This is a genomic window from Flavobacterium sp. (assembly GCF_027482425.1).
Taxonomy (GTDB): domain Bacteria; phylum Bacteroidota; class Bacteroidia; order Flavobacteriales; family Flavobacteriaceae; genus Flavobacterium.
The window spans coordinates 60,766-79,866 of the sequence record NZ_JAIXWA010000040.1; the positions used below are offsets into that span (position 1 = coordinate 60,766).

The 19,101-nt window shown below is 41.2% G+C and carries 20 protein-coding genes and 1 pseudogene; 10 read left to right on the forward strand and 11 right to left on the reverse strand.

All coding sequences use genetic code 11. From position 1 onward, the window contains the following. Nucleotides 1–344: 344 nt before the first annotated feature. The 4 genes from Q0037_RS04905 to Q0037_RS04920 all read right to left on the reverse strand — a co-directional run bounded on the left by Q0037_RS04905 (nt 345) and on the right by Q0037_RS04920 (nt 3,628). A complete protein-coding gene (locus Q0037_RS04905) occupies nt 345–1,655 on the reverse strand; it encodes an AarF/ABC1/UbiB kinase family protein (RefSeq protein ID WP_297516269.1) in 1,311 nt (436 codons plus the stop codon). Nucleotides 1,656–1,658: 3 nt separating this feature from the next. Continuing rightward, on the reverse strand, nt 1,659–2,333 hold the full coding sequence (locus tag Q0037_RS04910; RefSeq protein ID WP_297516272.1) for a TetR family transcriptional regulator C-terminal domain-containing protein: 675 nt from the start codon (nt 2,331–2,333) through the stop codon (nt 1,659–1,661). A 119-nt stretch (nt 2,334–2,452) separates the two neighbouring features. After that, nucleotides 2,453–3,145 carry an OmpA family protein gene (locus Q0037_RS04915; protein ID WP_297516275.1) on the reverse strand — a complete coding sequence of 231 codons (693 nt, stop codon included), beginning with the start codon at nt 3,143–3,145 and terminating at the stop codon, nt 2,453–2,455. Nucleotides 3,146–3,157: 12 nt separating this feature from the next. Beyond that, nucleotides 3,158–3,628 carry a lipocalin family protein gene (locus tag Q0037_RS04920; RefSeq protein WP_297516278.1) on the reverse strand — a complete coding sequence of 157 codons (471 nt, stop codon included), beginning with the start codon at nt 3,626–3,628 and terminating at the stop codon, nt 3,158–3,160. Between the two features lie 175 nt (nt 3,629–3,803). Here Q0037_RS04920 and htpG point away from each other — a divergent pair, with 175 nt between their 5' ends. The 6 genes from htpG to Q0037_RS04950 all read left to right on the forward strand — a co-directional run bounded on the left by htpG (nt 3,804) and on the right by Q0037_RS04950 (nt 9,645). Beyond that, nucleotides 3,804–5,684 (forward strand): molecular chaperone HtpG, encoded by a 1,881-nt coding sequence (htpG, locus tag Q0037_RS04925; protein WP_297516281.1) that lies wholly within the window; start codon nt 3,804–3,806, stop codon nt 5,682–5,684. A 97-nt stretch (nt 5,685–5,781) separates the two neighbouring features. Continuing rightward, complete coding sequence (locus Q0037_RS04930) at nt 5,782–7,854, forward strand: prolyl oligopeptidase family serine peptidase (RefSeq protein WP_297516284.1); 2,073 nt, start codon at nt 5,782–5,784, stop codon at nt 7,852–7,854. A 64-nt stretch (nt 7,855–7,918) separates the two neighbouring features. Beyond that, nucleotides 7,919–8,326 carry a DUF2721 domain-containing protein gene (locus Q0037_RS04935; protein ID WP_297516286.1) on the forward strand — a complete coding sequence of 136 codons (408 nt, stop codon included), beginning with the start codon at nt 7,919–7,921 and terminating at the stop codon, nt 8,324–8,326. Continuing rightward, nucleotides 8,326–8,793: a hypothetical protein gene (locus Q0037_RS04940; RefSeq protein WP_297516288.1), complete on the forward strand. Its 468-nt coding sequence runs from the start codon at nt 8,326–8,328 to the stop codon at nt 8,791–8,793. Before Q0037_RS04935 ends, Q0037_RS04940 begins: the two co-directional genes overlap by 1 nt. Before the next feature lie 42 nt (nt 8,794–8,835). Then, a complete protein-coding gene (locus Q0037_RS04945; protein ID WP_297516289.1) occupies nt 8,836–9,318 on the forward strand; it encodes a hypothetical protein in 483 nt (160 codons plus the stop codon). A gap of 12 nt (nt 9,319–9,330) precedes the next feature. Further along, nucleotides 9,331–9,645, forward strand: a complete 315-nt coding sequence (locus tag Q0037_RS04950) for a hypothetical protein (RefSeq protein WP_297516291.1) — start codon at nt 9,331–9,333, stop codon at nt 9,643–9,645. 86 nt (nt 9,646–9,731) lie between these two features. Here Q0037_RS04950 and Q0037_RS04955 read toward each other — a convergent pair whose 3' ends face one another. The 7 genes from Q0037_RS04955 to Q0037_RS04985 form a co-directional block, all read right to left on the reverse strand. After that, complete coding sequence (locus Q0037_RS04955; protein WP_297516294.1) at nt 9,732–10,691, reverse strand: sodium-dependent bicarbonate transport family permease; 960 nt, start codon at nt 10,689–10,691, stop codon at nt 9,732–9,734. Between the two features lie 3 nt (nt 10,692–10,694). Beyond that, a complete protein-coding gene (locus tag Q0037_RS04960) occupies nt 10,695–11,654 on the reverse strand; it encodes an L-threonylcarbamoyladenylate synthase (protein WP_297516296.1) in 960 nt (319 codons plus the stop codon). A gap of 3 nt (nt 11,655–11,657) precedes the next feature. Further along, nucleotides 11,658–12,500, reverse strand: a complete 843-nt coding sequence (locus tag Q0037_RS04965) for a DUF6671 family protein (RefSeq protein ID WP_297516299.1) — start codon at nt 12,498–12,500, stop codon at nt 11,658–11,660. Further along, nucleotides 12,500–12,772 carry a hypothetical protein gene (locus Q0037_RS04970; RefSeq protein WP_287785731.1) on the reverse strand — a complete coding sequence of 91 codons (273 nt, stop codon included), beginning with the start codon at nt 12,770–12,772 and terminating at the stop codon, nt 12,500–12,502. The genes Q0037_RS04965 and Q0037_RS04970 overlap by 1 nt, the downstream gene beginning before the upstream one ends. Before the next feature lie 131 nt (nt 12,773–12,903). Further along, entirely contained in the window at nt 12,904–13,149 is a 246-nt protein-coding gene (locus Q0037_RS04975) for a hypothetical protein (protein WP_297516307.1), read from the reverse strand. Between the two features lie 5 nt (nt 13,150–13,154). Next, the gene (locus Q0037_RS04980; RefSeq protein ID WP_297516310.1) at nt 13,155–14,591 is read right to left on the reverse strand and encodes an NADP-dependent isocitrate dehydrogenase; all 1,437 of its coding nucleotides are present in this window, start codon (nt 14,589–14,591) and stop codon (nt 13,155–13,157) included. Nucleotides 14,592–14,682: 91 nt separating this feature from the next. Further along, on the reverse strand, nt 14,683–15,306 hold the full coding sequence (locus Q0037_RS04985) for a murein L,D-transpeptidase catalytic domain-containing protein (RefSeq protein WP_297516313.1): 624 nt from the start codon (nt 15,304–15,306) through the stop codon (nt 14,683–14,685). 72 nt (nt 15,307–15,378) lie between these two features. Here Q0037_RS04985 and Q0037_RS04990 point away from each other — a divergent pair, with 72 nt between their 5' ends. The 4 genes and pseudogenes from Q0037_RS04990 to Q0037_RS05005 all read left to right on the forward strand — a co-directional run. Then, entirely contained in the window at nt 15,379–16,773 is a 1,395-nt protein-coding gene (locus Q0037_RS04990) for a DUF1800 domain-containing protein (RefSeq protein ID WP_297516316.1), read from the forward strand. A 1-nt stretch (nt 16,774) separates the two neighbouring features. Then, entirely contained in the window at nt 16,775–17,941 is a 1,167-nt protein-coding gene (locus tag Q0037_RS04995; RefSeq protein ID WP_297516320.1) for a DUF1501 domain-containing protein, read from the forward strand. Between the two features lie 65 nt (nt 17,942–18,006). Continuing rightward, the gene (locus Q0037_RS05000) at nt 18,007–18,903 is read left to right on the forward strand and encodes a DMT family transporter (RefSeq protein ID WP_297516322.1); all 897 of its coding nucleotides are present in this window, start codon (nt 18,007–18,009) and stop codon (nt 18,901–18,903) included. 85 nt (nt 18,904–18,988) lie between these two features. Continuing rightward, a pseudogene (locus tag Q0037_RS05005) lies at nt 18,989–19,101 on the forward strand (DoxX family protein); the annotation flags it as partial.

Below are 19,101 nucleotides of genomic sequence, written 5' to 3' on the forward strand. Positions count from 1 at the left end.
AGATGTTATGGATTTACAACCCAGTTGGAATTCAATCACCATTGATTTGAATGAAATTTCAGGAGCTAACTTATCCAATGTAAACGGTTTAAATTTGAGCAAAACTCAGGAAACCACATCGCTAATGGTACAGTGAGTCGTACGATAACCTGTTTGGTCAATTTGGCTGTTGGAGGTTATGTCGAAATTTATGCCGAAAATTACCAAGCAGGCGTTTCTATCGATGGTTTTTCGGGCAAAACTTATTTTGAAATACAACAAGTTAGGTAAAAACAATAAGAGCAATACAAAAACGTATTGCTCTTATCAACCTAACCAATAAATAAACAAACAGTAACTTGCTCCTATCGCAAGTATTTTTCAAAGTGGCGTGTGTCTACGCGCGCTTTGATATCGTGTAACAAGTTGTATAATCCAAAAAAGGTGCGGTTGATGTATAAAAAATGCTTCGAACCGCGATTTCCATTCATTTTGCGCAACTGGGTGTCTTTGGCAAACTCCTCTCCCATCACTGCAATTCTTCCGAAAAATTCTTCATCCGAAAAATCGAAATGATTGGCGTGAAAAGGTTGTGTAAAGAGTTGCAATAACTCATGGAAAATCTTTGTAAAATAAACAATCTCTTGTGGGGTATCATCCTTTCGCAAAATCTCTAACTCATAGAGTTTTTGATTGAAAATCGTTGGATTATTGATACTTTCCTTATTGGCCAATTCAAAATAGGGAGTATAAAATTCCATAGGAACTTTTTTGATACACCCAAAATCAATAGCGACCAAGTTTCCTTGTTTGTCCACTAGAAAATTTCCAGGATGTGGGTCGGCGTGCACTTGCTTCAAGGCATGCATTTGGAACATGTAAAAGTCCCACAAAACCTGACCAATACGATCGCCCAAAGCACGATCGCTGTTCTGTTTAGCAAATTCCGACAAATGCAACCCATCGATCCATTCCATGGTCAAAATCTTGGCCGAGGAATATTCGTTATAGTATTTCGGGAAGCGCAAATTTTCAATATGACTACACATTTGTGTCATCTCGATACTTTGACGAAGTTCCAAATCGTAGTCGGTCTCTTCCAACAATTTGTCTTCCACTTCCTTAAAATACTTTTCCGAATCTTTACCTTTCAAATTAAACATTCGAATGGCAAAGGGTTTGACCAAAGCCAAATCCGAACTTATACTCTCTGCTACGCCCGGGTATTGTATTTTCACAGCTAAATTTTTCCCATCTTTCGTTGCTTTGTGTACCTGACCGATACTCGCAGCATTAGTGGCGTCGGGAGTGAACGTATCGTATAAGTTCTCTGGATATTGACCGAGATATTTTTTGAACGTTTTTCTAACTAAAGGTGCCGATAGTGGAGGGACGCTGAATTGCGACAGCGAAAATTTATCCACATACTGCTGGGGCATAATGCTTTTGTCCATACTCAACATTTGAGCTACTTTCAAGGCACTGCCTTTTAAATTTTTGAGTCCGTCATAAATATCCTCCGCATTATTCTCATTCAATTTATCACGCGACACACTGGGATTCACCAATTTTTCACCATAGTAAGCCACATAATTAGTACCTACTTTTAGACCCGTTTTGACCAATTGACCAGCGCGTTCTATTTTGCCAGTCGGAATTTTATCTAAGGTCTTCATCGGTTACTTATGATTTTCTTTCCATAAAAATTTCCCCAAATCAATCACACGCTCCAACGGTTGCGTTTGCATCAAATCAAAAGCGGTGTTGACAGTTTTTTCTATCAAAATATCTGTTTTCTCAAACCCCTTGGATGTATCATCAATCCAAAATTTAAGAATCACTATAAAATTCACCCAAGCGGCTTCTGCCGTGACTGATTTTGAAATTTTTGTCCATTTCTCATTCCAAGCGGTATCCTCGGCGAACTGAACATTATCTATGATAAAATCTTTAAAATGGTTTCGCATTCCCCGTAAAGATTTCAAATTCTTGAGTCCTTGTTTATGTCCCTCCAATTGAAACAAAACATAACTTCTGTTCAAGGAGAGCAGTTCAAACAAAGTAAAGTACAGCGTTAATAGTTTATCACGATCTACAAAAGCATTGTAAGCTTCATCCTTTTGCATGGTGGCCACAGCATGATCAAAAAACTGTATCCAGACTGACTCCTTCAGCGCTTCAATGGATCCAAAGTGAATATAAAAATCGGATTCCTTAATCCCAACTTCATGACAAAATAAATAGACATTCTTTGGTTCAGTATCATTTTTCAACACTGAATCCATAAACAACGTAATAATGGATTGATCGTCAACGATCTTTTTTCTTCCTTTTTTGGGAGTTGTAGTTTCCATGTCCTATTTTTTTGTAAAGATAATAAGTGTTTAATATTTTAACCAAATTGTTAAACAAAATATTTTGTTAATTTTTTAGGCAAAAAAAAACGTCCGGGGTTACCGAACGTTGTTTTTAGTTAGCGACCCGCCTCGCGTTGGGCTTCTTGTTTCATTTTTTCATTGGCGACGATCGAAAACTCAACCCGGCGGTTCATCGCCCGTCCCGCTTCGGTTTCGTTATCCCCTAGCGGATCGGCTTCTCCCATGCCTACGATTTGAAACCGCGACATGTTTAACCCTTTAAATTCCAAATAACGTTCTACCGCCAAGGCACGTTTTTCGGACAAATCGAGGTTGTAAGCATCAGCACCTTTGGAATCGGTGTAGCCAAAAATCTTAATATCGGTATCGGCATACGCTCTAAATACGGGAACTAACTTATCCAAATTGGCTCGAGCCGCAGCTGTCAATGTAGCTTTGTTAAAATCAAAACGGACCGAATTTTCGCCCAAAACCAATGTTATCCCTTCTCCTACGCGCTCGACTTGCGCACCTGGTAAAGCCGTTTGGATTTCTCGGGCTTGTTTGTCCATTTTATTTCCGATTACACCACCGGCAACGCCACCTACAACACCGCCCAAAACAGCACCTAAAGCACCATTACCCCCTTTTCCAGCATTATTTCCGATAACGCCGCCTAATACTGCACCCGCCACCGCACCAATAGCAGCACCACGCTGGGTATTGTTTGTATTTTTCACCGCTTCACAACCAGCCAAAGGACCTAAGGTTAGAAGTCCTACTATTATTATTGCTATTCCTTTTTTCATCGTGTTTAAATTTTAATTTCTTGAAAATTGATACACTACAGTGACATTTTTACCACCTACATTGACACGATCGGTTAGTTCAAAAGTAGATTCGGTAACGTTCCCAACTTGCAACACATAGCCTTCGGTAACTTTACGCGCTTTGGTTTCTTTAAGAATCTTCATTACAAATTGTCCTTCTTTGTTGATAAACCAAGAGATGGGCGAACTGAAGGCCCTACATGAAGCGTTGTTTAGCGAAAAATCGCCCTTGTTGTTATTGGAAATAAATCGCCATTGACTTCCAACAAAACATTGGGAATCGGCTAAATCAAAAGAAGTGATTTTGATTACCTCAACTCCTGGATAAGAAACTTTGGTCAACGTCCAATTGCCTTTCAAGGCGACTTCGGTTTTGTTATCTAATCGGGTATTGGTTGCCGATTTGGATTTGCAAGCACTAAATAGTACCAAGAACGCCAAGGCATACATCATTTTTTTCATGGATTGTATTTTAGGGTTAAAACTCCTGCAAAAATACAACGCACGACCTGAAACTAGGCAGAAATTAACGTAATGTTAATGGCACTAATTACTACGACAATTTGTCAGTTTAACAAGGGTTGGTATTTTCTTTGCTTATCCTAATGCAAATTGTGTAACTAAAAAATTGTGTACTATGTCAACAGGAAAAATCAATGTTTCCGTCGAGAACATTTTCCCTCTCATAAAAAAGTTTTTATACAGCGACCATGAAATCTTTTTACGCGAATTGGTCTCGAATGCTACGGATGCCACTTTAAAATTGAAACATCTTACCGGTATTGGGGAAGCTAAAGTGGAATATGGCAACCCGCAAATTGAAATCAAAATTGACAAAGACGGTAAGAAAATACACATCATCGACCAAGGATTGGGGATGACAGCTGAAGAAGTCGAAAAATACATCAACCAAGTCGCCTTTTCAGGAGCTGAAGAATTTTTAGAAAAATATAAAGATTCTGCCAAAGATGCAGGAATCATCGGTCATTTTGGATTGGGCTTCTACTCGGCATTTATGGTCGCTGAGAAAGTAGAGATTATTACCAAATCGTATAAAGACGAACCCGCAGCGCATTGGACTTGCGACGGCAGTCCCGAGTTTACCTTGGTACCCCACGACAAAACCGAACGAGGCACTGAAATCATTTTACACATTGCAGAAGATTCCACCGAATTTTTGGAAGAATCCCGTATTAGTGAATTATTGCGCAAATACAACAAATTCATGCCTATTCCGATTAAATTCGGAACCCGTAAAGAAGCTTTACCCAAACCTGAAGACGCTGGTGACGACTATAAAACAGAATACATTGACGTAGACAATATCATCAACAATCCTTCTCCTGCTTGGACCAAACAACCTACGGATTTAAAGGACGAAGATTATCATAACTTCTACCGAGAATTGTACCCGATGCAATTTGAAGACCCGCTTTTTCACATCCACCTTAATGTAGATTACCCCTTCAACCTGACTGGGATTTTGTACTTCCCCAAAATGTCGCAGGAAGTTCAAATGCAAAAAGATAAAATCCAGTTGTACCAAAATCAGGTGTTTGTAACCGACAATGTTGAAGGGATTGTTCCTGAATTTTTGGGCATGTTGCGTGGGGTTATTGACTCGCCAGACATTCCGCTAAACGTATCACGCTCTTATTTACAAGCCGATGGAAATGTAAAAAAGATTTCCAATTACATTACCCGTAAAGTCTCCGACAAACTCAAAGCACTTTTCACTGAAAATCGCGAGGACTTTGAAAAAAAATGGAACGACATCAAAATCGTATTGGAATACGGAATGCTTACCGAACCTAAATTTTATGAAAAAGCAGGGGATTTTGTCCTTTATCCCACGGTGAATGAGACCTACTACACGTTGGCGGAACTAAAAGAAACGCTAAAAGATACCCATACGGACAAAAATGGAAAGTTGGTGGTTTTGTACACCTCCAACAAAGAACAACAACACAGCTATATTGACATTGCTCAAGAAAAAGGCTATCAAGTGCTCGTGATGGACTCGCCTATCGTGTCGCATTTGATTCAGAAATTGGAAACCGATAATGAGAACCTCACCTTTGCACGCGTAGATGCCGATCATATTGATAAATTAATCCAAAAAGAAGACACTACTCCGTCAAAACTTTCGGAAGAAGAACAAGAAAAGTTGAAGGGAATTTTGGAGAATGCCATCCCCAAAGCCAACTATACCTTGCAATTGGAAGCCATGGACAGTTCGGCTGCCCCTTTCATTTTGACCCAACCCGAATTCATGCGCCGTATGAAAGAAATGAGTCAAACAGGAGGCGGAATGATGGGCTTTGGAAATTTCCCTGAAATGTATAATGTGGTGGTGAATACCAATGCTGACCTAGCAACACGCTTGTTGGAAACGGAAGGGGAAACACAAGAAAAACTCATCAAACAAGCGTTGGATTTGGCTAAAATTGCCCAAGGACTCCTCAAAGGGGAAGAATTAACGGCTTTTGTGAAACGTAGTTTTGAACAATTGGCCTAAAAATTCAAAAAAAAGCGTTAAAAAAAGCTGTCTCTCCAGAAGGCAGCTTTTTTTATTGCACAACATCGGTTATATTTAACCCAATAATACTTTTTACATGAAAAAAAATATAACCCTATTGCTGATGACAATTGCTTCGCTATCCACTACAGCCCAAGAAGATCCGTACCTCGATTTGGAGGAAATCGATGGAAAGAAAGCCCTTGAATTTGTCAATACTCAAAATCAAAAAAGCTTTTCAGTACTAGAAGCTGAGAAGGATTATGCCTCCTTGTATCAAAATGCACTTACTATTTTGAATGCCAAGGATCGAATTGTCTATCCGTCAATTACGGGAGATTACGTGTATAATTTTTGGCAAGATGCTACCCATGTGCGTGGCATTTGGCGACGAATGACCACGGCCGATTACAATGCGGGAAAATCCAATTGGGACATTCTATTGGACTTGGATGCCTTATCGGAGAAAGAACAAAAAAAATGGGTTTTTCATGGCGCCACACCTTTATATCCTGGGAATGGATTGTATTTGGTTAATCTTTCCAATGGCGGCGGCGATGCCCATGAAACGCGCGAATTTGATGTGCGAACCAAACAGTTTGTGTCCAACGGTATTTTCTTACCCGAGGCCAAAAGCAGCCTTCAATATTGGGATGAAAATAATTTAATCGTGGCTACCGACTTTGGCCCAGGATCATTGACCGAATCGGGGTATCCCAAAATCGTGAAATGGTGGAAACGAGGTACCCCACTTTCAGAAGCCAAAACGCTACTTTCGGGTGATCCGACTGACGTTTATAACGGTGGATCTGTTTTGCGCGATGGGGATACACCTTACCTACTCCTCAACAAAAGTCTTACCTTTTACACCAACAAATCGTATATTTATCAAAATGGACAAAATCTCTTACTAAATATTCCGGATGATGCTGCCTTACTTGGAATCAAATTTGGGAAAGCGATTGTGCAACTCAAATCGGATTGGACAGTTGCTGCCAAAACGTACAGCCAAGGAAGTTTGATTGCGCTTGATTTCAAAGCATTACTCGAAGGTAAGCAACAAGTAGAACTTTTGTTCAAACCCACTCCGAATCAAAGTTTAGAATCGGTAGCGATGACCAAAAATCAGCTGTTGATTAATGTATTAAACGATGTGAAAAGCGAATTGTTTCTTTTATCGAATGGCAAAGAAAAATGGTATCAAACGCGCGTTGATGCTCCAGCTTATGGCACTATTTCGATTGTCAGTGCCAACCGTGAAAGCGACGATTTCTATTATAGTTTTGAGAATTTCCTCGAACCCACAACGCTATTTGTTTACAATGTAAAAAACCGGAAATCGACGAAAGTTCAAGGGCTACCTGCTTACTTCCCAGCCGACAAATACAAGGTGGAACAGTTTTTTGTCAAAGGAACCGACGGTAAAAATGTGCCTTACTTTGTGATAGCCGCTAAAAATGTAGTGTTGAATGGAAAAAATCCAACATTATTGTACGGTTACGGCGGATTTGAAGTGGCCATGCAGCCTTTTTACAGTGGAACCATGGGGGCATTGTGGCTCGAAAATGGCGGCGTTTATGTGTTGGCCAATATTCGCGGGGGTGCTGAATACGGTCCTTCTTGGCATCAAGCGGGATTGAAAGAAAAACGCCAACTCATTTATGATGATTTCACAGCGATTAGTCGCGATTTAATCAAACGCAGAATTACGAATCCCAAGAATTTAGGAATCATGGGAGGAAGTAATGGCGGTTTATTAATGGGAGTGGCTTTGACACAACATCCTGAACTTTATAACGCCGTGGTATGTCAGGTGCCGTTATTAGACATGAAACGCTACAACAAGCTATTGGCAGGAGCCAGCTGGATGGGAGAATACGGAAATCCCGATATTCCTGAAGAATGGGCTTATATTGAAAAGTATTCTCCCTATCACAATGTCAAAAGTGGTGTTAGTTACCCTGAAGTGTTTTTTATGACCTCTACGCGCGATGACCGGGTACATCCGGGTCATGCCCGAAAAATGGCTGCAAAAATGCTTGACTTAGGATATCCCATTTACTATTATGAAAATACTGAAGGAGGACACGGAGGCTCATCAACCAACGACCAACGCGCTCGGTGGAATGCATTGCAATACACCTATCTTTTGAAAAAATTAAAATCCTAAAAAAGTGCCTTCGGGCCTTTTTTTTTATCGTTAAAAATTATCGAACTTTACGCAAAGGATACTTATGAATTTACAGATTGAAACCCCGGCTTTACTTTTTTCAGCAACTTCGTTGATTTTGTTAGCCTATACCAACCGCTTTCTTACCATTGCCCAAATCGTTCGCAGTTTGAAAAAAAATTATGATGAAAACCACAATAAGAGTATTTTGATTGAAATAAAAAACTTGAATCTACGGCTCACTTTGATTCGTGCAATGCAACTTTTTGGGGTCCTCTCACTGTTCCTGTCGGTGTTTGCCATGTTGCTTTTGTATCTCGAATGGATGCTGGCGGGAATTTATCTTTTTGGGGCAAGTTTGCTGAGCTTACTGATTTCTTTGGGCATCTCGTTTTGGGAAGTTAGTATTTCGATAACTGCGCTTCGGGTTCATTTAAAAGATTTAATTGAAGAAACCAAAAACAAAGAATAATGGCTTTTGAATGGCTGAATTTAATCCACGAACTTCCAGAAATTTTAGGGCAATTAAGCGGACTCATAAAAGGCAATCGGGTGCTCAAGGACCAACTCATTCGGGAGCTACGTTTGAATTTAAAAGCGTTTGAAACCGCCCAAAAGAGTAAGGCTATGGATTATGATAAACTATTGGAATTACTTCACAATGCGCAAATCCAAGCGGCACGGAAGCAACGATTTACTTTTGCCACTATTAAATCAGGAGAAGTAAAAGCGTGCCATGTTTTCAACCCAAGGAACGAGAAATACATCGGGAGGGATTGTGCTTGGCTATTTAAAAATATTGATGAAAAAATAGAGGACCTTCGCATGCAAAAGCAATACCATGGGAGTTTAAATGCCCTAGCTGAACGTAATATTGCCCTTCAGTTCTCTAATTTATTTTATAAGTTAAAACTCACTGCCGATTTTATTGTGGATTAAACCTTGACACAAAAAATACATCCAATACGAAAATCATAACCGATGAAACGCCTACTTCTTTTTACTGTTACGCTCTGTAGTCTTACCATATGTAAGGCACAAGAGCAAGAAAATCCGGAATTTATTGGAGAAAATTTCAGCTTGGAAGGTGCGCTTGCCCTTTTCCAAAAATCCCAATCCATCGAAGCCTTTGAACAAGGGATCAATGCCGAAAACAATGGGGTCAACAATTTGGATTTAAACAATGACGGGCAAGTAGATTACATTACCGTTACCGATTTTCATGAAGGCGACACACATGCCTTGGTGTTGAGCATTTATTTGAGTGATCAAGAAAAACAAGATGTCGCAGTGATTGGTATTGAAAAAACAGGCCCCGAAAGTGCGCAATTACAAATTGAAGGCGACGAAGCGCTGTATGCCCCCAACACGATTGTAGAACCCCAAGAAGTGGCCGAAACCATCAAAGGTAAAGGTCCGAATGGTATCCATTACGATGCCAAAGCTGTGGTTGTTAATGTTTGATTATGGCCTGCCGTGCGCTTTATGTACCGTCCAGGCTATGTCGTGTGGCGTTCGCCATGGCGTTGGCGGATATATCCACAGGGATGGCGTCAGTGGCGTGTGGTCACCTATAGCGTATTTACAACCCGATGTACTCCGCATCGCCTAGTCTATCGACGAGTTCCAACGCGAACAGTAGTAGTAGCGCATCGTGTGTATATCCCCAATCGACGACATACCACAGTTGTGGTCAAAAACCGGAGAGGAACGCGGGTCGTGCGCACGTCAACACCAAGAGGGACTACTGTTATTCGAAAAAACCGAAACCAAACGGGCCGAAGACGATAAAACATGATACATGAAAAATCCCGCCTTTTGAGCGGGATTTTTTGAGCAGTGCAAGTGCTCACCAACCTAACAAAGTATAGAAAAATCTAAGTACTTTCAATTATAGTAAGAAAAACGGGCATGCCAATGGTGATGTTAAAAGGAAACGTCACCGCTAACGCCATCGGTAAAAACAACCCGGGATTGGCTTTGGGTACGGCAATTTTCATCGCAGCCGGTACGGCAATATACGAGGCACTCGCTGCCAGAATCGCCAACATAAACCGATTGCCTGCTTCGGCGACAAAATAATCCGACAACCATGCCACTGCACATCCATTCACCAAAGGGATAAAAAGAGAGAACATTAAAGCAAACTTTCCATGCTTGATAAAATCATTCAGCTTTTCACCACTACTAATCCCCATATCGAGTAGAAATACCGCTAAAAATCCCTTAAACAAATCATTCGTAAAAGGTTTAATCCCTTGGGCTTGTTCTTCATTGGCTAAATATCCAATACACAAACTCCCAAGAATAAGTAAAACACTGCCATTAGTGAGCGAGTGCTTGATGATGCTTCCAATTTTGGGACCCTCCCGTTCGGTTGTAAAAAAGCGAATCAAAATCACACCTACCACAATAGCAGGCGCCTCCATCAACGCCATAACAGCAACCATATAACCATTAAATTTATAATCGAGCATTTCCAAAAAACTACCCGCCGTAACAAACGTAACCGCACTTACCGATCCGTAGGCGGCGGCAATCGCACCAGCATCATAAATCGAAAAGTTGCGTTTGAGGATAAAAAATGTGTACAATGGAATAGCAACTGCCGTGAGCAATCCGAGTGCAACGGCGCCCATAATTTCAGCATTAAACGTACTGTGTGATAATTCTTGCCCCCCTTTAAATCCAATGGAAAACAAGAGGTAAATCGAAATGAACTTCGACGAATTTTGTGGAATTCGGAGGTCGCTTTTCAATTGTACCGCTAAAACCCCAAGTAAAAAAAACAAGAGGGCTGGATTGGTCAAATTGTCTGCAAGTAGATGTAAATCCATAGGTTATTTTGTCGCCGCACGTTTTAGGCGGTCGTTCATGGTTTTTCCCAAACCTTCCTCAGGAAAAGGGGTGATAATTAAACAATCAAATCCTTGTTGATCCAATTCAAAAAGGGTTCGGTATAAATGAGAAGCAACACGATCCAATGCCTCACTTTCGGGCCATTGAATGGGATGTAACCGCTCATGTGCAAAGGAGAATGTGGGCGACAAAACCGCCGCTTTTCCAGTATGCTCTTCAACCCATCGTTTTGCTGTAGCCTCGGGCGTATCCGTTAGAATGACAGGTGTATTGGGCGCATAATGTTTTGGGAAACGCCCTGGAGTAAAAAATACCTTGTTGGGTTTATCTGCATAGTCTACCGGGCCAATTACCGATTCCAAATCTTCCAATGAAAGTGCTCCCAAACGATACACAATAGCTTTTTCATCTTCAAATCCAACTATCGTGGACTCTAATCCGGCTTGGCTCGGACCGCCATCCAACACAAAAACGTCTTGATCTTCAAAATAATGGCGAACCATTTCAGCTGAGGTGGGACTGATTTTGGAAAAAGGATTGGCACTTGGGGCAGCCAAAGGAAAACCACAATTTTTAATCAACGCTAAAGCCATCGGGTGTTGCGGCATGCGTATCCCCACACGATTGCTTTCGCCTGTAATCCATTCGGGAATTTCAGCACTTTTGGGAAGCAAAACCGTTAGTGGTCCTGGCCAAAAATGGTCCATCAATTGTTTTGCTTTATCGGGAAGATGTGCCACTAAGGTTTCACAACGGGCCACCGAATCGACATGCACAATCAAAGGACTGGTTCGCGGACGTTTTTTTAACGTGTATATTTTTTCAATAGCCTCTTGATTGTAAATATTGGCGGCCAAACCATACACCGTTTCGGTTGGAATCGCAACCACATTACCACTTTCAAGGAGTAATTGAGCTATTTGAATATCGGGCGTGTGCATGGGTTACGGGTTACAATAATCACAAAATTGGGGATCCTCTACTTCTTTTTGCTGGGGATAATATCGTTTTTCTTCAAACGTACAGGTATCGCAATGATAAAGAGCATACAAGGGTGAACGGGTAGGTTGTTTACACCAGCCACAAGGCAAACCCGATTCCATATGTTGCACTGAAAATCCAGGGGCTTGGCATTGCGGACAAATTGATAGCAGAGTATCTACCAAATTTTGGGTCGCTTTTGCAATGGCATTCATCCGTTTTGGATTGAAATGCGCCCGCATATCGGTTTCCACATAGCAGGTTCCGAATTCCTGTTTCAACGCTTGAAAATATTGCACCAAAGCATCGTATTCGTGAACCCCTTTGTATATAGGCTCATACGATTGATCGTCCTTTCGCACAATGACCGCATGTTGGGGAAAACCTACACGGGTGGCAAACGCTTCTAAATCTTCTTCATCCTTTATGAAAGCGCCTGTAAAATTCGTATCACTTGTCCAATATCGCCCCGTGTATTCACGGTTGTTTTGAAAATCAATGAGCAAAACCGTTTCATAATTGGCAGGAAGAAATGGACTCGAGGGATGAGCACCGAAAGACCCTTCGCTGGCAACTACAAGATCATAACTGTTCTTTTTCATAGCCAAGTTGCACTTGTCACGAAGGGTACTTATCACATCCTTTACCCGGGGAATTTCTCCTGAAAAGGTGCCTAAACTATCGGTGTTCAACGCGGTCGGAACGGTACAGGAAACTCCCAATTCCCGCTCAAGAATGGAAGCCATCACACGCTCTTTGTGATGGGCAGTAGCAATTGCAACCGTTCGTCCCGCAAATAATTTCATTATTCAAAAGATAAAGCGATATCACTTTTGATGACAATACGCTTATGGTTGGCTTCGGCTTCCTTTACTGTTTGTTGCAACGTCGCCAAAGCTTCTTCTAGGGCTTTGATTCGCTGTGTGCTGTGTGCACTATCTTCAATGTTGCGAATGTCTTTACTAAACGCATCCACTTGATGATATTGAATCTTATGATTAATCAACTTAGTCAATAGCTCACGGGCTTCATCCGGTTGAAAAACCCCATCAATTAAGGTCACTTGTGTTAAATCCATGTGCTATTTTTTTACATAAAATCAATCCAATTAATACACTCCCCGCCTCAGCCAATGAAGACCACAAAACATCTTGGAGCAACCAAGAGACTACAGCCAACAGAAGGCCACTGAGGATAAGATACCAAACGCTACGCATCAAAACCGAAATGAGTGTGAATACGAACCGAGCCAGATTGTTCGCGAAGGGCTACCGTCATATCATGCGCTGCGGTTTGTAGCGCTTTGATACGTTGTTCACGGAACTTGATATCCTCCTCCGACATACTTGCGGCAATTTTCTTTTCGTGAAACTTAATTTTCACGTCAACCAATTCCCGTAACAAGGCAATAGCCTCTTGGGTATCAAACTTTCCGTCAATTAATTGGAGTTCCATAACGCTTATTGTCCTTGGCCTAAAGAGTAGGCGGGAGTACCGTCAAAATGATATAAGTTCTCTGTTTTCACCACATCGATACCGTGCACCTCTGCTTGTTGCAACAACCCAATGATATGTGCTTTGGACAACTCGCTACCATCTTTCATTTTGAATCGACAACGCCAGTGGTCGGTACAAAATGTTTCAGCAAATCCTTCGGGCCAAACTTTGATTCCACGGTTGGTAATCATGCTTAATTGAAGTCCACCGTCATTTAATTTCTGAATCGACTCGGCTAATGTATCGGCTGAGGTTCCAGCCCAATGCACAAACAAGTCTACACCGTGAAGCGTTTTAACTTGTGGCGTAGGACGCTTGTATGAAGGCAAGTTCATAGGCGCTCCATCACGGTATTCTACGGCTTTCAATACCGAAGGTTTCTGACCCAATCGGGCAATGATCGCTTCAGCAAACGCTTGTGTTCCTACTTTTTGAGCACTTACTCCTTCTTTGAAAATATCATAGGTATGAATACCATCTTCAATGGTTTTCAACCAAGCATTTTGAATTTTTTCTGCAATAGAATTCTGACCCAAATGTTGCAACATCATGATAGCGCCTTGCAACAATCCCGAAGGGTTCGCCACATCTTGACCCGCACGACGAGGTGCTGACCCGTGAATTGCTTCAAACATTGCACAGGATTCTCCAATATTGGCCGAACCTGCCATTCCTACCGAACCTGCAATCTGCGCAGCAACGTCTGATAAAACGTCACCGTATAAGTTTAGAGTAACAATTACATCAAAAGCCTCAGGAGTATCGGCCAACTTGGCAGCTCCGATGTCGATAATCCAGTGCTCGTTTTCAATTTCAGGATATTCTACGGCAATTTCATCAAAAACCTTGTGAAACAATCCATCAGTTTGCTTCATAATGTTGTCTTTGGTGAAACAAGTTACTTTTTTACGTCCAAAAGCACGGGCATATTCAAAGGCATAACGAACAATTTTCTCACAACCTGGACGGCTAATCAATTTTAAACATTGAATAACCTCATCGGTTTGCTGGTGCTCGATTCCAGCATATAAATCTTCTTCATTTTCGCGTATAATAACCACGTCCATTTGAGGGTGTTTGGTCGCTACATAAGGACTCAAAGACAAACACGGACGTACGTTAGAATACAATCCTAAAAATTTACGGGTAGTCACATTCAAACTCTTATACCCTCCTCCTTGTGGAGTGGTGATCGGAGCTTTCAAAAAAACTTTGTTACGTCGGATGATATCCCAAGAAGAAGCTGCAATCCCTGAAGTGTTTCCAGACAAATATACTTTCTCTCCCACTTCAATCTCATCATACTCCAACGCGGCCCCCGCTGCTTTTAATACCGCCAAAGTGGCATCCATAATTTCCGGACCAATTCCGTCACCTTTTGCAATTGTAATTCGTGTCATAGTAAGTTTGTTTAACGAGGCAAAGGTGAAAAAGAAAATTTATATATTTTTATTTATGTTTTAAATAATATGTATAAATTATTTTATATAATTAATTGCCGATAATCCACAACAAGACCGATTTGGATTCGCCTTGCAATTGGGCATCTAAAATGCGCATAAAATTATTGGAAACTGCAGGACAACCCCAACTCAAAGGACTCACTTCAGGATGAATTTCAGCATCGGAAACGGCATTCCACGAATGCAACACCACCACCCGTTCGACAGCCGTAGCATTGGAGGACTCGAGACCATGCAACCAGTATTTGATTTTTATCCCCCACGAACTGGTATCCCTTCGACCAATTTTGTATTTCCCCAACATACTGCAATGGCTGTTGACCCGTGTATCAAATTGCGCTTTTTCCCATTGCTGTGGATTGGGCGTAAAAATATCACAACTCCCGTGGGTAACTAATTGGGTATATGTTACACTGTCTTTGGCAAAATCATACACAAAAAACCGATTCTTTCCCGAAGGAATTCGTAAATCTAAAAGGTAGTAAAAATGGGTACTCATGCCCTTCTTCTGGCAAAAGGACAGGGCTTCTTGGTGATACGTTGAGTAAGAAGCCTTCCCCTGAATGGGTTCGCTTTGCTCTTTTTTTACACATTGCATCAAAAAAATGGCAAGAAAAAATACAATACCTTTCACTGGCTTTGGTTTATTCATCTCATAACACCATTTTTCCCATTTTATTTAAACCTTTACTGTTAAATAAAGTCTAATATTTAAAACTTCACTATGGAACCCGCCATTCTTTGGTCGTTACGTTTGGGATTTAACGCCCGTCAGGCTGAAATCATCCAAAAAAATGGAATTGCCGATTTTCTCCAAAATTCAATTAAGGCGCCTTTTATCCAAGAGCAGCCCGATTTTTTGGCATCCGAACCCAAGTCTTTGGCTGAATTGCGTCAAATTCGACAACAAATCAAAAACACCGAAGACCCCGACACCAAAGCTATTCTCAAAAAACAAATACAAAATGGTAACGCCTTCAAAGCATGGTGGATCGATGAAATACAAAAGGCCAACTTTCCATTACGGGAAAAAATGGTGTTGTTTTGGCACAATCACTTTGTAGCTACCCAACAAAAAGTGAAAGTGAATTGGTGGATTTACCAACACAATCAACTTTTGCGGGAAATGGCTTTTGGGAATTTTAAAACTTTGACCAAAGCAATACTGCAAACAAATGCCATGGTACGGTATTTGGACAATGTCGATAACCAACGGGGCGCACTCAATGAAAATCTTAGCCGCGAGCTCCTCGAACTTTTTACATTAGGCATCGGTCATTACATAGAGAACGATGTGAAAATGGGAGCCAAAGCGCTTGCCGGTTTGCATCTCGGCGAAAACAAAGCCCAATACCGACCTCGTTTGGAAGACCCGGATACGATAAAAAAAAAAAAAAAAACGGGCAAGTTCAAAGTGGAAGATTTGGTGGATTGTATTTTCGAACAGCCTGCCGTTCCGTATTTGATTACTCGTAAATTAATGCAATGGTTTATTTATGACTCCCCACCTGAGGCGTTGGTAACGTACTATGGTGATTATTTTCGGAGTGTTCAATTTGAAATACAACCGCTACTTCTCAAGTTATTTGTGGAAGAATTTGCCAAACCCACGGCAGGAAGTAAGATTAAAAATCCGTTGGAATTTATCCTGCATCTTCATGACGAATTACAAATTTCAAATCCCAACGAAAACCTGCTCGTGTTTTTTTTAAGGCAACAGGGTATGGATTTATGCAATCAACCCAATGTAAAAGGATGGACAGGCGGAAAAACATGGCTCACCTCTCAAATTTATTTACAACGCCAAAATACCTGTGAATTGCTTTGTCGTGGAAAAGAACTCAACCGAAGGGTATTGAAAGAACTTCCTGAAACGCTATCAAAGACGAAAACACCTCAAGAACACATCCCAAAAGCGGCCTTTAATTCCAACGACTCATCAGACGAAATTAAACGCAAAATGGCCCAACGTTTGGTGTTTCAAGTGGATGAAGAACTTCAAAAACAAGTAGATGCGGTACTCAAATATGATTTTAACGCGAAAGATCCCAACGCTCATGAAGCCGTAATGCGGTTGTTTTTAACGCTAGTCAAATCCCCTGAATTTCAACTCATTTAAGATGAATAGAAGAAACTTTTTAAGTCTTACGGGAACCTTCACCGGGGGGGTATTGGTCCTCCCCGATTTTTTACACGCACTAGGGTCGCAACCCCTTCAAAATCAAAAAGATTCGTGCATAGTGTTCATTCAACTCAACGGTGGAAACGATGGGTTAAATACCTACATCCCTTTTGACCATCCCGGCTATTATGACTTACGACCCCATATTGCTATTGCCAAAAATGATATTTTAGGAAAAAATAACGGAATGGGATGGCATCCAGCGTTGAAAAATTGGAACACCATCCAGCAAAATGGCGACTTAACCGTCATTCAAAATGTAGGCTATCCTTCGCCTAACCGTTCGCATTTTCGCAGTCAAGAAATTTGGCAAACCGCTTCAGGAGCTCAAGAATACCTCACCGAAGGTTGGCTAGGTCGGTATTTGGATTTGCAATGTACTACACCCCAACCCACAGGAGGTGTCAATATTGATAGCATTGATAATTTAGCCCTTCGCGGCAAAGAACCCAATAGTATTACCGTGAAGGATCCTGCACGTTTTCGAAGTAATACGATTGGAGAAGCGACTCAACTCTCCTCCAATCCGCAACTCGACTTTGTTCGAAAAATTGCTTCCTCTGTCGTTGAAGGAGCCGATGATATCCGTCGAGCGTTGGAGACTTCCCAAACAGAAGTAAATTACCCTGCAACAGCTTTGGGAAAAAATCTCGAATGGATTGCACGATTGATTAAAGGAAATTTGTACACTCATGTGTACTATACTTCCCAAAATGGGTATGACACGCATGACAATCAAAAGACCGTTCACCAAAACAAACTCAAAGAATTGGATGAAGCGGTGTTTGCTTTTTACACCGAAATCAAGCGGGCGGGATTGCTTCAGCAAGTCACTTTGGTAGTGCTTTCGGAATTTGGACGTCGGGTGCGCGATAACGGTAACGGCACCGATCATGGAACTGCAGCGCCCGTTTTTGTGATTGGAGGACACACCACAGGGAAAATTGTAGGCACCAATCCCAACCTTGACGACTTAGATCAAGGGGATTTAAAATTTGAAACGGACTTTCGATCGGTGTATGCCACTTTACTGCAACAAAAATTACAGCACCACCCCACAGCGATAGGCATCACCCAAGCCCCGCTTTCGGGAATCTTTCGTTAGGTAAAATTGTTTTTGTAGGTATACTATATAATCGAGTATCTTTGTCGGCTTTTTTCAATAAAAAAATGACAGGAAAATCAATACTTAAAGGTGTTTTTTGGGTAGGCTTAGGGGCCTCCAGTTATGGTATGCTGGCCACTTTTGTAAAATTAGCGTACCGAGAACACTATACTACGGCCGAAGTTACCCTTTCGCAATTTGGGTATGGCATCTTAGGGATGGTGCTCATCAACGCCTTTCAAAAATACAAATCCCAAAAACCCGTTGAAAAAGCCTCTCCAAAAAACATTTTTCACCTCATGCTGGCAGGAACTTCGTTGGGGATGACCAGCGTTTTTTATTATCTGTGTGTCAAATATATCAATGTTTCCATTGCGATTGTATTATTGATGCAAACCGTGTGGATGGGTGTGATTTTGGAATGGATCCTTGAAAAACGGAAACCCTCCCTGCAAAAAACCCTTTCTGTGGGAATGGTATTGTTGGGTACGCTTTGGGCGACCAACATATTAAACAGTGAATTTACCTTAGATTGGCTCGGGATTCTATTTGGAATGTTGGCAGCTGCGACTTTCACCACGACCATGTTTACTGCCAATCGGATTGCTTTGGGCATTTCTTCGGCGCAACGCAGTTTGTATATGCTATTGGGTGGTGCTATCATCGTAATTGGATTTGCTATGGCTACCCAAAATACACCATTTCAGTTTGGAATCTTTCTCAAATGGGGCATCGTTTTGGCTCTTTTTGGTACAATCATTCCGCCGTTATTGATGAATGCTGGATTTCCTATCACCGGAATTGGTTTAGGAAGTATTGTCTCGGCATTGGAATTGCCCGTATCGGTATTAATGGCCTTCTTTATTCTCGATGAAACTGTGGTGGGACTGCAATGGCTGGGGATACTACTTATCCTTTTGGCTATCATTTTTATGAATATTTCATTTAAAAAGAAGTCTTAACCAACTACTTGTATAATTTTCTAGGCAAAATAGTTGTTAAAATTGTTAAAATTTTATTATTTTGACAATTCTAAAACAACCCAACATGACCCAACCCTGGCACTTATATGGTATGGCCCTTTTATATATTGTGGCTGGAATCAACCATTTTAGAAAACCAAACCTGTATTACAAGATAATTCCGCCTTTTTTTACCAA

Coding starts and splice junctions, on each gene's coding strand:
- Q0037_RS04905 (WP_297516269.1), bottom strand. CDS start 1,655: ATGAAGACCTTAGATAAAATTCCGACTGGCAAAATAGAACGCGCTGGT.
- Q0037_RS04955 (WP_297516294.1), bottom strand. CDS start 10,691: ATGGATTTACATCTACTTGCAGACAATTTGACCAATCCAGCCCTCTTG.
- Q0037_RS04960 (WP_297516296.1), bottom strand. CDS start 11,654: ATGCACACGCCCGATATTCAAATAGCTCAATTACTCCTTGAAAGTGGT.
- Q0037_RS04995 (WP_297516320.1), top strand. CDS start 16,775: ATGAATAGAAGAAACTTTTTAAGTCTTACGGGAACCTTCACCGGGGGG.
- Q0037_RS04970 (WP_287785731.1), bottom strand. CDS start 12,772: ATGGATTTAACACAAGTGACCTTAATTGATGGGGTTTTTCAACCGGAT.
- Q0037_RS04935 (WP_297516286.1), top strand. CDS start 7,919: ATGAATTTACAGATTGAAACCCCGGCTTTACTTTTTTCAGCAACTTCG.
- Q0037_RS05000 (WP_297516322.1), top strand. CDS start 18,007: ATGACAGGAAAATCAATACTTAAAGGTGTTTTTTGGGTAGGCTTAGGG.
- Q0037_RS04945 (WP_297516289.1), top strand. CDS start 8,836: ATGAAACGCCTACTTCTTTTTACTGTTACGCTCTGTAGTCTTACCATA.
- Q0037_RS04910 (WP_297516272.1), bottom strand. CDS start 2,333: ATGGAAACTACAACTCCCAAAAAAGGAAGAAAAAAGATCGTTGACGAT.
- Q0037_RS04975 (WP_297516307.1), bottom strand. CDS start 13,149: ATGGAACTCCAATTAATTGACGGAAAGTTTGATACCCAAGAGGCTATT.
- Q0037_RS04915 (WP_297516275.1), bottom strand. CDS start 3,145: ATGAAAAAAGGAATAGCAATAATAATAGTAGGACTTCTAACCTTAGGT.
- Q0037_RS04990 (WP_297516316.1), top strand. CDS start 15,379: ATGGAACCCGCCATTCTTTGGTCGTTACGTTTGGGATTTAACGCCCGT.
- Q0037_RS04985 (WP_297516313.1), bottom strand. CDS start 15,306: ATGAATAAACCAAAGCCAGTGAAAGGTATTGTATTTTTTCTTGCCATT.
- htpG (WP_297516281.1), top strand. CDS start 3,804: ATGTCAACAGGAAAAATCAATGTTTCCGTCGAGAACATTTTCCCTCTC.
- Q0037_RS04940 (WP_297516288.1), top strand. CDS start 8,326: ATGGCTTTTGAATGGCTGAATTTAATCCACGAACTTCCAGAAATTTTA.
- Q0037_RS04965 (WP_297516299.1), bottom strand. CDS start 12,500: ATGAAATTATTTGCGGGACGAACGGTTGCAATTGCTACTGCCCATCAC.
- Q0037_RS04920 (WP_297516278.1), bottom strand. CDS start 3,628: ATGAAAAAAATGATGTATGCCTTGGCGTTCTTGGTACTATTTAGTGCT.
- Q0037_RS04930 (WP_297516284.1), top strand. CDS start 5,782: ATGAAAAAAAATATAACCCTATTGCTGATGACAATTGCTTCGCTATCC.
- Q0037_RS04980 (WP_297516310.1), bottom strand. CDS start 14,591: ATGACACGAATTACAATTGCAAAAGGTGACGGAATTGGTCCGGAAATT.